Source organism: Bradyrhizobium sp. HKCCYLS3077 (genome assembly GCF_051167555.1).
In the GTDB taxonomy this organism is placed as follows: Bacteria; Pseudomonadota; Alphaproteobacteria; order Rhizobiales; family Xanthobacteraceae; genus Bradyrhizobium.
The window spans coordinates 63,375-76,918 of sequence record NZ_JBNPTH010000002.1; the positions used below are offsets into that span (position 1 = coordinate 63,375).

Here is a 13,544-nt window from a genome sequence, read left to right on the forward strand (position 1 = left end):
GTGAACTCCCTCGAATGGTCCTCACATCAGAGCCGGCTGGCGGTTTGTCCGGGCATGACGTTCGTCCGCCCGAACAGTCGCCAGCCGGCCTTGTCGTAGATGAGCTCATAGCCCGCGGCTCCCCGCCGATAGAGCAGAGGGAAGGCCTTGTTCAGCCGGTCCTGCGCTCCGCTGCCGATGTCCGGATCGGGAACGGCCACGAACGGAGCGTCGATCCGCGAGAACAGAATCCCGAGCGTGAATGTCTCGTCGGATGGCGACAGCAATCCGCGCGCGCTGCCTCGCCCGATGACGATCGCGGGAGCGTTCAGCGTGTCGACGAGAATTCCATCGCGTCCGACGCTGGCCTGGCCGAGATCGATCGCCGCGCTCCGCTCCGCGTCGACGTGACGACCCTCCAGGGCGATGGCGACATTGACGGCTCCGCTGGGATCCGCGATCGCCAGGCCAGCGACGCCGCCGACCCAACCGAGCGCGAGCAATGCCATCACGATCTCCAACCGCTTGCGCACCGGCGGCATGTGGATGATGACGATCGCCGCCAGGACCGGCGGCATCACCGCAAGCGCCGCGGGATCACCGAACAGGCCGGTCGTGACCGCGAGAACGGCTGCCGCGACGGCCGTCGCGATGAACATCAGCATGGGCGCGAGCAGAGGCCGCTGGCGCCATATCGACACGATCGCGAAGCCTGCGATGGGCGCGCCGATCAGGATCGCCGCCATGATCGCAAGGCCGGCGTCGACCGAGAGGGAGCCGGACACTCCGCGGCCGAACAGGGTAAAGAATCCCGCCGCCCAGGTGGCGACCCCTTCTGCGGGCGCCACCAGGAAGGTCCAGCCGCTGCCGGGGAATATCCAGGACATGTAGGAGAAGGCCGCGACGCAGAACGCCGTCGGAAACAGCAAGGCGAGCACCAGGTTCAACGCCGTCCTGGAGAGCTGCTCGGGCTCGATCGCGAGAACCAGAAACGGGACGGCGGCACAAGTCATCGCGGCGCCCATCGGATGCGAGAAGGTCAATCCGAGCAGCGACAGCGCGACAGCCATCACCTCGGGCGCGCCGGTGCGGGCGCGCAGTCTGAACAAGGCGCAGCCGAGCAGGAACAGAAAGACCGTGAAGATCATCTCGGACGGCCCGGCCATCGCGGCACGCAGGATCGCGGGATGCATCACGATCAGAACGACGATCAACGGCGCGAGGGCGGCGGCGATGCCGATGCGATGGAAAGAGGTCAGCAAGCTGCCGGCGAGCAGCGCGAGGACGACGCCGGTCAGGAGAACGGGGGTGGGCGTCCCGGCCGGGGTGACGACTTGCAGCAGCGTCGTGGCGAGGAAGGGAATGGTGGGATAGGCCGCCAGAATGCGCCCGATCGGCATCTGCCCTTCGCCCGCGGTCATCGCGCTTGCCCACAACGTCACGGCATCGTTGGGAACGAGGCCGGCCGTTACGGCGCTGAGCGAGACGACGAAGACGGCCACGCAGGCGACGGCCATCAACGTCCCGAGCGGCAACAGGCGGCTCATGCGGCGGCCTCCTGCGCCTGCGCCAGTTCGCGAGCGACATGCTTGGACACGCCGTGGTGCGTCTTCTCCCAATAGAACGGATTGCGCAGCAACTGCCACAGACCGCGATAGGTCGCGATCGAGAGCATGACCCAGTAGCCGAACGCCGTGAGGCTATAGGGAATGAGATTGAGCCAGCCGCGCCGGATCGGCGCCAGCATGTTGAGGAACATCAACGCGCCATTGCCGGCGAGAAGGTTGAACAGGGCCAGGAACAGCAGCGGTTCCGGAAACACCGCCTCGAGCCCGCTGATCGCGGCGATCATCCAGGCGAGATAGAGCAGCCAGAACACCGGGTTGAGCAGGCCGGACAGCACGGTGCCGCCGATGAAGAAGACGAAGCCGAGAAAACCCAGCGGCCCGATCATGCGCATGAAGCGGAGCGGGCGCCTGGTGTGAACCAGAAGGGTCTGCATGTAGCCCTTCATCCAGCGCGAGCGCTGCCTGATCCAGTTGCCGGCGTGGCAGCTTGCCTCCTCGAACGTGGTGGAATCCACGATGCCGACGCGATAGCCATGCTGGGTCAGGCGCACGCCGAGATCGGCGTCCTCGGTGACGTTGAACGGATCCCAGCCGTGCAACTCGCGCAGCACGTCGATCTTGAAATGATTGGACGTGCCCCCCAAGGGGATCGGAATGCGGAGGTGGTCCAGCCCGGGCAGCATCTGGTCGAACCACAGGCCATAGTCCAGCGTGAACATGCGCGTGAGCCAGTTTTCGCTCGCGTTGAAATAGCTCAGGCTGCATTGCAGGCAGGCCGTATTGGCCGAGGACTTCCGGAACGTCGCGACCACCTTGCGAAGCTGGTCCGGCTCCGGCCGGTCCTCGGCATCGTAGATCACGAGGAATTCGCCGCGCGCGAACTGCAGCGCGAAATTGCAGGCCTTGGGCTTGGTTTGCGGCAGCGATGGCGGGACCCGGATTATCTCGAACATGCCTTCGAGACCGAGCTTGCTGGCGACCTCGATCGTCTCGTGGTCGCTGGCCTCCAGCACCAGCTTGATGTCGAGCTTTCCCAGGGGGTAGTCGAGGTCGCGCAGCGCCTGAGCCAGCATCGGCAGCATGGCCGGCTCCTTGTACATCGGCACCAGCACCGTGAAGACCGGCAGTTCGTCGTCCGTGAGCGCACGCGCTTCGATCGCGATGGTCTCGTCGGCCATGCGCACGCCGCCAAACAGCACGAGCAGGCCCTTGAAGGCGAAATTGCCGAGATAGAAGACGCTCATGGCGACGTTGAGGGCGATCAGCGTCGTGAGGGGCGATAGCGCCAGGCCGAGCAGGATCAGGCTGAGCAGCGCGTAGCCGAAGACGACCTGTCCCGGGGTGAAGACCCGCTGCGCGGAGAGCTCGGGGTTGAGGTCGGCGAGTTCGTAGACGGCGCGCGCCGACAATGCGTCGTCGAACGCGGCCTGCACCGCCCAGACGATGTCGAACTTGGTCGCGACGACGAAGCCGATGTTCGCTCCCCAGCGTTTTCTCGCAAACAGCAGCGTCTCGGGCCCGGGCTCGGCGGTCGCAATCATCAACCGCCCGTCGCTCTGCTTCCACGGCATGATCAGCATGCGGGCGTAGATATCCGCCTCCCCCTCGCGAAGGAGTGCGAGGTCCGGCGGATCGCGGATCAGGTCGACGAACGGCAATTCGTAATGGTAGGCGACGGCCTGATAGTAGATCGCCGGCTCCGCCCAGTTGCGCGACAGGATGGCGTTGCCGAGGCTGACGTGCCAGGCCTCGGCGAGGGCGATGGCCTCGTCGAGCTGGCCGAGCGTGAGGACGCGGCGGGCGACGAGGATGTCGCCGAGGGCGCGATCGGAAGCTGACAATGGCTGCATGGCAGAACCTATTCGCCGGCGCGGCGAGCTGCACGGCGGCGGTACATGCGCTGGGCCAGCATCAGCAGCGCGACGGTCGCGATCACCCAGGTGACGCCAACGATCCAGGGCCAGCCGCGATCGAGGTTGGCTGTCCACGACTGCTGGTCGGCATAGGTGACGCGTAGAAGGGTGTCGCGATAGCTGGAGAGCGCGAGGGCGACGCCGCTCCGGTCGAGAATTGCGACGTCGCCGCGGTCGAGATTGATGGCGGGCGCCGCGGACAATGATCCGTCGCCGCTCAGCGGGCGAATCCATAGTCCGGGAAAGCCATTCGCAGTCACGATTTGCGCGACGGCACCGGTGGTCATCCCGCCGAGGTCGAGCAGAACGCGGTCGTTGCGATCGGTGATGGCGACGCGGCCGCGATCGAACCGCACGCGCTGATCGGCTCCGGCGGGAGGCGAGCTGCCGACCGAAATGAAGGGCGCCGACGGTGACGCCGCGGCCTTGGCGTCGACATAGGTCACCTCGATCGGCGTCGTCCTGTTCGACAACCCGCTCACCACGCCGGACAACGACGCCAACACCGAGAGTGGGCGGTCAGCCGTCGATGCCGGCAGGTGAATCTGGATGCCGTCGCCCCACAAGCTCACCAGGTCGGAGAAGTCGCGTGCTGCCGGGCCGATCGGCGACAGAATCACCTGGCTCGAGCCGAGGAGCTCGGCAGGGTAGCCCTGCGGCTCGAACCGGCAGTCGCCCTGCGAACTGCGACGCTGCACCACCGTTCTGATATTCGCGATCGTGCCGACGAGTCCGTCCGGAAGGGCAAAATCGAGCCGCGTCGGTCCGCCGATCGCGGCGACCGTGCTGGCGAGCAGGTGCTCGTTGACGAAGGCGCTGACCACGGCCTTTTCGCCGGCACCGTCGGGAGCGACCATGACATCGAGGACGAGGCGCGAGGGACGGGTGCCCGCCGGCAGCGACTGGCTCGCGATCGTCATGGGAAGCTCGGCGCGGCCGAACACATCGACGCGCGGCGCAGTTAAACCGAGGTCGTTGAAGCTGATTCGATCGGTCGGCTTCCTGGCGACCGAGATCGTTCCGATCGACGCCGTCGGCGTATCACGGAGCGCCAGGAGCGAGGGATCGCCGAGCAGCCTTCCGATCTGAGACGAGCCGGAATCCGTGGCGAGAAGAACCGGAACGCCGCCGATCCGACCCGCCGCAAGCGCGTTGGTGGCGCGCGCGCCGCGCGCGTAGTTGACCAATGTTGCCGCCGGCCCATCGAGCCGGTCCGCGATTTCATCGAACGATCCGACGACGATCAGGCCACGCGTCCAGCGTCCTCTGTTGTCCTGGTCGACCAGGTCCGGCATGGCGTTCCTGCCGTGATGAAAACTGACGGTCCGGCCGCCGGCCTTCAGGGATCGGGCAATCGTCAACGCGGTCGCGATATCGGCAGCAGGCGGCGATGCGCTGGACAGCAGGATGCCGACGTCCCGGGGCATCAGCGCCGCGGTCACCGCAATGTTCGGTGTGCCCGAAAGTCCCAGGGTAAAATCGACCATGGTTTCGGGGCGGATGGTGACGCTGTCCCCGACATAGCGGACATCGATGCAGCGATCCTGCGTCGCTGCGCCGGAATACACGAACGACAGCTTGAGAAAGCCTTCGCGTGCTGACGCATTCGCAAGCGAGATGCGGGCGCTGCGCCCCGTACCCTTCCCATCCAAGGTCAGCGCGGCGATCGAACGATCGTTCGCCAGGATCTCCAGGCTGCGGCGCGCCTCGTGGGCGCTCACGTCGTCGTAGGCCAGAACGAGTTCGGCCAGATTGAGTTCGACGCCCTGCGGAACGCGAATATAGAGTTCGCGCCGGCCGCCGAGATTCGACAAACGAAACCCTTCGGGAAATCCGGCATCGGCGATGGGAATACCGACTCGCAGCGATTTGGGTGTCGTCTCGACGATCGTCGCCGGGAGCGCGGCCATGAGCGGCGACGGCTGGAAGGCGGCTGGTCGCGCCGGCTCCGGCGGAGCGGCTGGCGGCCTGCGTTGCTGGGCATGGACTGACGACGCCTGGATTGCGAGAGCCGCAGCCAGGACAAAACGCACGACATACGACACGATATTCCCCCGTCACTGTAGTATCAGGTCCCCCGGCTCGCATCCGTGCCGCATTGCGCGGCTTCAGCGGCAAGTCGCAGCCGTTCGAAATGAGTAGTCAAGTCATTGAGTTCTTCGGTCTCCAATCCTCGCCGCGAGCGATAAGGCCCGAGCAGAACGCTGTCGCATGCTCGCGCCGCCTGACCGATCGCCCCGAATCCGATCGTCGAGGCGATCCCGCAGATGTCGTGGATCCAGCAATAGGTCTTCGCGACCAGCTCCGCCGAAGTGGTCTGATCTCCTGTCATTCGCGGCAGGTCGATAGCGGCCTGCTCCAACCGTTCGGTCAGTCTGGTCGAAAAGCGCCCGCGCACGACGGCGAGGCGTGCCTCGAGTTGTTTGTCCATCGCCGCGCATTGTGACGTCTCGTCCAGCATCCGACGTTCCTTACGGTTCGACCGCCGCGGCCGCCGCGGAGAGATGAGGCAACACGACGGACGCACGCCGAAGCCAAGATGCTGCGAGCGCGGCCATCACTGGCATTCTTCCGATGGCATGGTGACATGGTGGTGCATGAATGACCGCTCCGCATCCCGGATGAATCGTCAGCGCGGCGTTCCCGCGCGTCGATAAAGGCTGAGCGACTTTCGTTACTTTCGGACGCACACTTTTTCGCGTAGAAATACGCTCGCTGACGACGGAGATGCTTCGTCGCGTCGAAACCGCGCTTGCGGGCGGCACATTCGCCGGGAGCTCCACGGCGACGATGCAGGCGCGATCGCTGCCCGCCGGCGGTCCACTCCGGTCGGCAATCGCGTAGTTCTACCTGCGATCGTCTTATCCTGACATTTAGGCTGCCTTGATCGGATCGCGGTGGCCGAACGCCGGATGCCGTCGGTGAGGTATTGCGCGGGTCGGCTGGAGCTACGGTGCAATCCCTCGTCAAGAATGGGATCTCGGACCGAAGTGGGAGCGCAAGCGATGGATGCACGACAGGTGAGCAGGGCGATCTCGACAATTTTAATTGTCGACGATGATCCCCTGGTCCTCAAGGCGACCGCCGACTGGTGTACTTGGATGGGCTTCTTCGTCCTGACAGCGACGACCGGATTGCAGGCTCTGATCAGGGCGGCCGAACACCGGCCTGACGTTCTCCTGATCGACGTGCACCTGCCGGAGATCGATGGATTGAGCGTCCTGGGCTATCTGTCGGACGCAGCCAAGAAAGCGCCTCATGTCATCGTGATGACCGGGAGGGCGGATGACAAGACCGTCGAGCTATGCGACGGGCTTGCCGCGACGTTCATACCCAAAGGCCGTCTGTTCTGGAAAGAGCTCGCGGCAAGCCTCGCCGAGATCTATCCCGAGCGAAATGCCGAGATCGCACAAGCGGCCGGACAATTTTCTGCGGCAGACGTCAGGCGACGTCCACGCGTGCTGCTCATCGATGACGATGTCAGCGTGAAGAAGATGCTCGAGCACCAGTTCGAAAGGCTGGGAGCCGATCTTCTGTATGCGAGCGATGCCACCCGAGGATTCTGGAAAGCGCGGCGTGAGCATCCGAGTGTCATCGTCGCTGATTTCTCCATGCCGTACGGCGATGCCAACTATCTTCTCGCGAAGCTGCGGAGTGCGTCAGAGACCCGCGACATTCCGGTCATCGTCCAGTCGGGACGGCATCTCAGCAGGTCGATCAAGCGCAAGCTTCAGGAGGATATCGACGGTCATCCTGGCGCGGCCCGGGTCCTGCATAAATCGACTGACGGCGCCGAGCTGCTGGACGTGTTGCGAAGGTATTGCGGTTTCGCCGCAATGCCAGAAGAGGCGCTGTCTGCCTGCTGATGGCAGCAATTCCCGCGTCGCAGGGATGGTCCTCCGTCGGCCTTCGCGGCACGCAGGGGCATCGCATCTGACCTCCAGCTGCGCCCGGCTGTTTCCATCTCCGCCGTCGAGGGCCCTCGAAATGCGATGGATGGCTGAGCCTTTGCCGCGCTGAAGCGGCTGCGGCCGCACGGGCGCGACAAGCCCTGGCACGGAGTGAACTATTGGCCGAGGGCAATCCGCGCTTGACGCATGTCGTCACATGCGATCGCACCTCGACGCGCGCTTCGGTGTGCCCCGCGTTCCATCGTCCCGATGAACAGTGCACGCGCGGGGGGCGGCGCCAGTGGCGCTCATGATCCGCTGCCCATTGGCAAGAATGAGCGAGGCGCCACCGCCCGCGCGCGGAGAGAGGCCAGCAAAGGCCGGCGCGTCTCAGCGTGTCGAAGCCCGTCGTGGCGGACGCGAGGACGTGTGATCAGGCGCGTCCTCACCGGGGCGGATCTGCTATCCACCGCGCTGATACATCATCCGCAATTCCGACGCTGCCGCCGATTGCAGATGAGCGAGCGCCTCCTTCAGGTTCGAGATCTCGCGACTGGTCGGCTTGCGCTTCTCCGCCATCGCGCGCAGCAGCGCCGTCTCGGCGGTGCGCGCCGCCTGCCCGGTCGCGGCGAAGCCGACCGTCGGACCGATGCCGCAGATGCCGTGCAGATGACGATACGACTCTGAAACGAGGGCGCCACTGGCGTCGTCTCCGCGCGACATGCGGTCTGCGAAGACGAGAGTAGCCGTGATCTTGCTTTCGAGTGCGGTTGCGAAGCGGTGCCTCACCTTGGCAAGGCGGGCCTCGAATTGGTCGCCGGTCATGCAGTCCTCCTGCTGCTACATTCCAGCAGCGTCCCGCTGAAGAATTAATTTCAAGTCATCGCACACGGATCAATGCGTTCGATCGCGAAGATGGTCGATCCGGCGAGCCCGCGTCGACGGTTCGCCGGAGCAAACCGCAGGCGGAGCCGCCCCGGGGCAGGGGCGGCCGATGGTTCAGGTAGTTTTACGTGCAGCGAAATTAACGCACCGTCAGACATGGCTGAATAGCTTTGCCGAGGCGTAGCGCCGCTGGTTGCATCGATCGCGGCGTTGCGAGGCTGTGATCTTGTCGCCGCTGGGGTTCTGCCATGTACGCGTCAGGGCAAGTCGCCCATATCCAGGTCGAACCAGCGGTCACGGCTGATCCGCTCTTGCGGGTTCTCGTCATCGACGACGACGAGAGCGTCGGAGCGGCGATCAAGGTGTTCCTGGCGCGCCGGAGATGTCGGACCGAGCTGGCGTCGGGCGCCTACGCAGGTATTCAAGCGCTCGCGCAATCGAGTTTCGACGTGGTTCTGGTCGATCTCTTCATGACCGGAATGAGCGGACTCGACGCGATTGCCTATATCCGGCAACGATCAGCGGTGCCCATTGTCGCCATGTCCGGCTTCAGGCTGCGTAGCTCGCTCGAGCCGGTCGACTATCTTCGGACGGCTCTCCAACGCGGCGCGTCGCGCTATCTTCGCAAGCCGTTCTCTTCCCACGAACTGATCGAGGCCATCGACCTGAGCTTGCCGCCTCACGCGCATTCTGGAGTTCTGCTGCGATGAGCCGGTTCAGCGGCGAGATGACGGACGCGGCTCCCTCCGAGGCGAAATCGCCGCGTGACGATCGTGCCATTGCCGCGAACGAGGTGGGCGCGGCGATCGCTCACCAATTGAATGGACCATTGACTGCGCTGCTGCTCTACCTCGAAGACCTTTGTCAGAGCGGCAGCCGCTTTCCCGAGATCGAACATGATGGCGTGTCGCTGAGGGAAGTCGCTGAGAACGCGCTGCGCGAGGCCGAGGCCGTCTGCAGACTGGTGCAACGGCTTGGCGATACGTTCGAGGCGCCACTCAGGCAGCAGACCGCGTTTGCGCAAAGTCGTGACGTCATCAGGTGGTGGTCGCGGGTCGGCAACGCCCACGATGAGACCAGACCGAGTCCGCAAAACGCAGTCTGGTTGCGTTCGCTGACCACGCGCGAGCAGGAGGTTCTCGGTCTGGTTCGGGACGGATATTCGAACAAAGAAGGTGCGGTGCGGCTGCAGATCAGCCCGCGAACCTATGAAGGTCACCGGGCGGCCCTGATGCGGAAATCCGGAGCGAAGAACCTCGCGGACCTGCTTCGCTTGGCGGCTCAAGATCAGGATGCGGCCGACGGTCAGCAATCGGCGAAGGCCGGGCGGCGTCGAGCGGTCCCGCCGGAGAGTTGCGGGAAGGTCAGATGCGGGAGTTGAACGGCGAGACCGAGATCGATCGTTCCGTCACCGAGCTGGCCGCTCGTCCAATCCAGGCTGACCGAAGCAGGCAGGCGCAATCCGGCACGTGCCATCGATCGATCAACGCGAGGCGGGGACAACATTGATCTCGGCATTCGGCAGGCACAGTGTTTTGCGGCGTGCGCGTCAGTCGATCCAGTCAAGGCTGTTCCGCATCATCCTCATGCTGTCGGTTCCTGCCTTCGTCGGGCTGGCTGCGCTGGCATGGGGGTTGTACCAGCACGAACGCGAGCAGGCCTCCCAGGGCGCTTTGGCGACAGTCCGCGCTCTCGTCGCAGCACTCGACAGGGACCTGGCGGGAACGTCCTCCGCGGCGCAGGTCCTGGCAGAGTCGGCGGCTCTCGCGACGGACGACCTGGCGACCTTCTACAACGAGGCGAAGGCAAGCCTTCCCTACCTGCACGGTTCTGCGGTCGTGGTGGCGGATGCGGCCGGCCAGCAGGTCGTCAACACGGGGCTGCCCTATGGCGCGCCGCTGCCCATGCGCGCAGATCTGGTGAACCACAGGAAGGTGTTTGAAACGGGCAAGCCGTCGGTCTCCGACATCTTCATCGGCGCCGTTTCGAAAAAGCCGGCTCTCTCTATCGATGTCCCGGTGTTTCGAGAGGGCAAGGTGAAATACACGCTCGGTGTGGGCCTGGGCATCGAGAGGCTGAACGGCCTGTTCGAGAACCAGAAACTGCCGGACGGTTGGATCGCGACCGTCACCGACTCGGCCGGCATCATCGTTGCGCGGACCCACGATCCCGAACTGATCGGCAGGTCGGCCCCCGTGAGGCTGGCCGACATCAAATCGTCGCAGCCGAGCGTCGTCGACACGACCCGGGCGGACGGGACGCCGATCTTGGTGGGCTTCGGCCGATCCGAGCGATCGAACTGGACGGTCGCGCTCGGGATCCCGCTTGCCGATCTGTATCGTCAACCGAACTCCATTCTCCTGTACGGCATCACCGGCATCTTCTGCGTCCTCCTCGTCGGGCTGATCGCGGTGATGTATGAGGCGAAGCGGATCGCGCGCGGCGTGCGAGGCCTTTTGCCGGCGGCACTGGCCTCGGAACCGGACGACGCCACCCCCGTTGCGCGATCTCACATCCAGGAAATCGACGATGTTGCCCTGGCGATCGAGCGGGCACGCCGATTGCTGCATCAGCGCACGCTTGAACGCGACAACGCTGAAATGGCCATGGCGGCAAGAAATCTCGCGGATGAGATGTTCCGCCTCGCGGTCGAGGCCTGTCCGAACGGGATGTTGATGATCGATGCCGAGGGCCGGATCTCGATGGTCAACAGCGAGATCGAACGGCAGTTCGGATACGCCAGGCAGGAACTGATCGGTCAACCCGTAAATATGCTGGTGCCGGAGCGTTCTCGCGTGAGCAGCGCCGCGCTCCAGCACCCTTTCGCGCTGCGGCCCGAAACCCGTCAGATGGAATCCGGCAGTGAACTCGCCGGACGGAGAAAGAACGGGACAGAGTTTCCCATCGAGGTCGGCCTCAATCCGATCCGGGCCGGAGAGGAGCTCATGATCCTCAGCGTCGTCGTCGACGTCAGCGAGCGTAGGCGTGCCGAACGTTTGAAGGACGAGTTCGTCGCGACCGTGAGCCACGAACTGCGGACGCCGCTGACATCGATCACCGGTTCGTTGGGCCTGCTCGTCGGATGCTGGAGCAAGAAGATCCCGGAGCCGGCGACGCGGTTGCTGAGCATCGCGCACGCCAACAGCGAGCGCCTGGTCCGTCTCGTCAACGACATTCTCGACATGGAAAGGATCGAGGCGGGTCATACCCCATTCCATCTCAGGCGGGTCGAAGTCAGATCGCTGGTCAAGCGTGTCGTCGAGGAGAGCCGCGGCCATGCGGACAATGTCGGCGTTCGCGTCGAACTCGGTGCGGGCGTTGCGGACGTCTATGCCAATGCCGATCCGCAGAGATTGGCGCAAGCGGTCGCGAACCTGCTCTCGAATGCCATCAAGTTCTCCTCGGCGGGCGGAAGCGTGCAGGTCACGGTGGAGGACAACGGGGACAGCCTGCGGATTGCCGTCCGCGATCACGGGCCGGGCATATCGGAGGATTTCGAGCCGCATCTGTTCGAGAGGTTCGCCCAGGCGGATGCGACAGATACCCGTCAGAAAGGCGGGACCGGTCTCGGCCTCAGTATCGTGAAGCAGATCGTGGCGCGCCTCGGAGGCAAGGCAGGTTTCGAAAATGCCGATGGCGGCGGCGCATTGTTCTACGTCGAGCTGCCGATGTGGGACGATACCGTCGGAGGTGCGATCGAGATCGCCACCACCGGCATTCCATCACGGATTCTGCTGTGCGAGACCGATCCGGTCGTGAAGCAGGCGGTGCGGATGAAATTGGCGCCGGCCGGTCTCACGGTGGATTTCGCGCATTCGGTCCAGGCCGCGCTGCTGCGCGCCAGCGCCAACCGCTACGCAGCGGTCGTCATCGGTCTTGCGCTCGACGAGATCGAGTGCCGCGACCTGGCGGCGCAGATTCGCCAGATTCCCCATCATGGCAACACGGCGATCGTCATCGCCTGCGATGCCACCTCGAGCGATCACTCCGATGCCCGATTGCGGGAGACGGGCGACCTGCAATGGATCAGGCGTCCGATCGACGTCGAGCAACTCCTGTCGCACCTGTCTGCCACGGCGCCGTCGTTCCGACCGAGGCCTCGCATTCTTCATGTCGACGACGATCCGGAGACGCTCGCCGCGGTCGCGCATGAGTTGGAGGTGATGGCCGACATGGTATCGGTCGGCAGCCCGGAGGCCGCGCGGCGCGTATTGGCGACGGAACACATCGACCTTGCGATCGTGGATGTCCGGCTCGGCGCTGAACCCGGGCTGGACCTGTTGCCACATCTGCGCGACGCCGCAGGCAAGATCATCCCCGTGATCATCTTCTCCAACTCAGATCAGAATTGGCCGGATGACGATCAGCTGCAACTGGCATTGTCCAGGAAGACGTCCCCGCTCCAGCGTCTGGGCTCCATCGTGCGCGATCGTCTGGGGCTGTCCCCGCCATTGACCGTAAGGGAGGTCGCATGACCGAAATTCGCATTCTGCATGTCGACGATGAGCCGGATATCCGCGAAGTCGTCGAGCTGTCACTCGGTCTGGATCCCGATTTCACGGTCCGGAGTTGCGGCTCAGGCCGCGAAGCGATGGCCATCGCGGCCGAACTGGCGCCGGACATCATCCTGCTCGATGTCATGATGCCGGTGCTGGATGGGCCGGCGACATTGGCTCAATTGCGTCAGAGTCCTGCGACCGCCGATGTCCCCGTGGTCTTCATGACGGCCCGGACCCAGGCACGGGAAACGGATCGCTTGAGGTCGCTCGGGGCCGTGGGTGTGATCCAGAAACCGTTCGATCCCATGACGCTCGCCGCATCGCTCCGGACCTATGTCCGGCCGTCCCGCGATCCGCTCGAGCATTTGCGGGCGGAGTTCGGGCGCAGGGTCGAGCGTGACGCCGAAACTCTTTCGGAGCACCGCGGGATGCTGGAGGCGGTGGGGCGATCATCAGATGTTCTGAATCAAATCAGAGTGATCGCCCATGCGCTGTCCGGCGCGAGCGGCATCTACGGCTTTGCAGAGCTGAGCGACGCGGCTGCGAATCTGGAGGATGCGGTCTTGGCCGAGATCCGCGGCGACGGGCCCCGTGCGGACACGGATCGTCTGCTGCAGGCGCTGCTGGTGGAGATGCAGCGGTGCGGACGGCCGGCACCTGTCGCCGCGCGGTCTTTGCAGCGGGCCTAGCGTTGATGGCCCGGTTGATCCGCGTAGTCATACCTGGGTGGCCGCTAAGGGAGCATTAGGTTCAACATTGTGATCTCGATCCCGGAAGCCGGACGAGCGTTTGACCAGGATCCGGCAATGA

The 13,544-nt window shown here is 64.6% G+C and carries 10 protein-coding genes; 5 read left to right on the forward strand and 5 right to left on the reverse strand.

The annotated features are described in order from the left end of the window. Positions 1–26: 26 nt before the first annotated feature. The 4 genes from ACQR0Z_RS06360 to ACQR0Z_RS06375 all read right to left on the reverse strand — a co-directional run bounded on the left by ACQR0Z_RS06360 (position 27) and on the right by ACQR0Z_RS06375 (position 5,921). Positions 27–1,526 (reverse strand): hypothetical protein, encoded by a 1,500-nt coding sequence (locus ACQR0Z_RS06360; RefSeq protein WP_434918069.1) that lies wholly within the window; start codon positions 1,524–1,526, stop codon positions 27–29. Further along, complete coding sequence (locus ACQR0Z_RS06365; RefSeq protein ID WP_434918070.1) at positions 1,523–3,397, reverse strand: glycosyltransferase family 2 protein; 1,875 nt, start codon at positions 3,395–3,397, stop codon at positions 1,523–1,525. The genes ACQR0Z_RS06360 and ACQR0Z_RS06365 overlap by 4 nt, the downstream gene beginning before the upstream one ends. A gap of 8 nt (positions 3,398–3,405) precedes the next feature. Beyond that, the gene (locus tag ACQR0Z_RS06370) at positions 3,406–5,370 is read right to left on the reverse strand and encodes a hypothetical protein (RefSeq protein ID WP_434879184.1); all 1,965 of its coding nucleotides are present in this window, start codon (positions 5,368–5,370) and stop codon (positions 3,406–3,408) included. A 158-nt stretch (positions 5,371–5,528) separates the two neighbouring features. Beyond that, on the reverse strand, positions 5,529–5,921 hold the full coding sequence (locus ACQR0Z_RS06375; RefSeq protein ID WP_434918071.1) for a hypothetical protein: 393 nt from the start codon (positions 5,919–5,921) through the stop codon (positions 5,529–5,531). A gap of 544 nt (positions 5,922–6,465) precedes the next feature. Here ACQR0Z_RS06375 and ACQR0Z_RS06380 point away from each other — a divergent pair. Next, positions 6,466–7,326, forward strand: coding sequence for a response regulator (locus tag ACQR0Z_RS06380; RefSeq protein ID WP_434879182.1), 861 nt, complete (start codon positions 6,466–6,468; stop codon positions 7,324–7,326). Between the two features lie 486 nt (positions 7,327–7,812). On the opposite strand, the gene ACQR0Z_RS06385 is transcribed toward ACQR0Z_RS06380, so the two are convergent. Continuing rightward, complete coding sequence (locus ACQR0Z_RS06385) at positions 7,813–8,175, reverse strand: hypothetical protein (RefSeq protein WP_434860190.1); 363 nt, start codon at positions 8,173–8,175, stop codon at positions 7,813–7,815. Between the two features lie 308 nt (positions 8,176–8,483). On the opposite strand from ACQR0Z_RS06385, the gene ACQR0Z_RS06390 reads away from it, so the two are divergent. From ACQR0Z_RS06390 to ACQR0Z_RS06405, 4 genes are all read left to right on the forward strand, one after another. Further along, positions 8,484–8,945 (forward strand): response regulator, encoded by a 462-nt coding sequence (locus ACQR0Z_RS06390; RefSeq protein ID WP_434918072.1) that lies wholly within the window; start codon positions 8,484–8,486, stop codon positions 8,943–8,945. Then, positions 8,942–9,616, forward strand: coding sequence for a LuxR C-terminal-related transcriptional regulator (locus ACQR0Z_RS06395; protein ID WP_434918073.1), 675 nt, complete (start codon positions 8,942–8,944; stop codon positions 9,614–9,616). Before ACQR0Z_RS06390 ends, ACQR0Z_RS06395 begins: the two co-directional genes overlap by 4 nt. Before the next feature lie 88 nt (positions 9,617–9,704). Beyond that, positions 9,705–12,710: an ATP-binding protein gene (locus ACQR0Z_RS06400; RefSeq protein ID WP_434918074.1), complete on the forward strand. Its 3,006-nt coding sequence runs from the start codon at positions 9,705–9,707 to the stop codon at positions 12,708–12,710. Next, the gene (locus tag ACQR0Z_RS06405; protein WP_434918075.1) at positions 12,707–13,423 is read left to right on the forward strand and encodes a response regulator; all 717 of its coding nucleotides are present in this window, start codon (positions 12,707–12,709) and stop codon (positions 13,421–13,423) included. Before ACQR0Z_RS06400 ends, ACQR0Z_RS06405 begins: the two co-directional genes overlap by 4 nt. Positions 13,424–13,544: the final 121 nt, after the last annotated feature.

Excerpts from the sequence above, each read along its gene's own strand:
- ACQR0Z_RS06360 (WP_434918069.1), bottom strand. The coding sequence starts at position 1,526 with ATGAGCCGCCTGTTGCCGCTCGGGACGTTGATGGCCGTCGCCTGCGTG.
- ACQR0Z_RS06365 (WP_434918070.1), bottom strand. The coding sequence starts at position 3,397 with ATGCAGCCATTGTCAGCTTCCGATCGCGCCCTCGGCGACATCCTCGTC.
- ACQR0Z_RS06370 (WP_434879184.1), bottom strand. The coding sequence starts at position 5,370 with ATGGCCGCGCTCCCGGCGACGATCGTCGAGACGACACCCAAATCGCTG.
- ACQR0Z_RS06375 (WP_434918071.1), bottom strand. The coding sequence starts at position 5,921 with ATGCTGGACGAGACGTCACAATGCGCGGCGATGGACAAACAACTCGAG.
- ACQR0Z_RS06380 (WP_434879182.1), top strand. The coding sequence starts at position 6,466 with ATGGATGCACGACAGGTGAGCAGGGCGATCTCGACAATTTTAATTGTC.
- ACQR0Z_RS06385 (WP_434860190.1), bottom strand. The coding sequence starts at position 8,175 with ATGACCGGCGACCAATTCGAGGCCCGCCTTGCCAAGGTGAGGCACCGC.
- ACQR0Z_RS06390 (WP_434918072.1), top strand. The coding sequence starts at position 8,484 with ATGTACGCGTCAGGGCAAGTCGCCCATATCCAGGTCGAACCAGCGGTC.
- ACQR0Z_RS06395 (WP_434918073.1), top strand. The coding sequence starts at position 8,942 with ATGAGCCGGTTCAGCGGCGAGATGACGGACGCGGCTCCCTCCGAGGCG.
- ACQR0Z_RS06405 (WP_434918075.1), top strand. The coding sequence starts at position 12,707 with ATGACCGAAATTCGCATTCTGCATGTCGACGATGAGCCGGATATCCGC.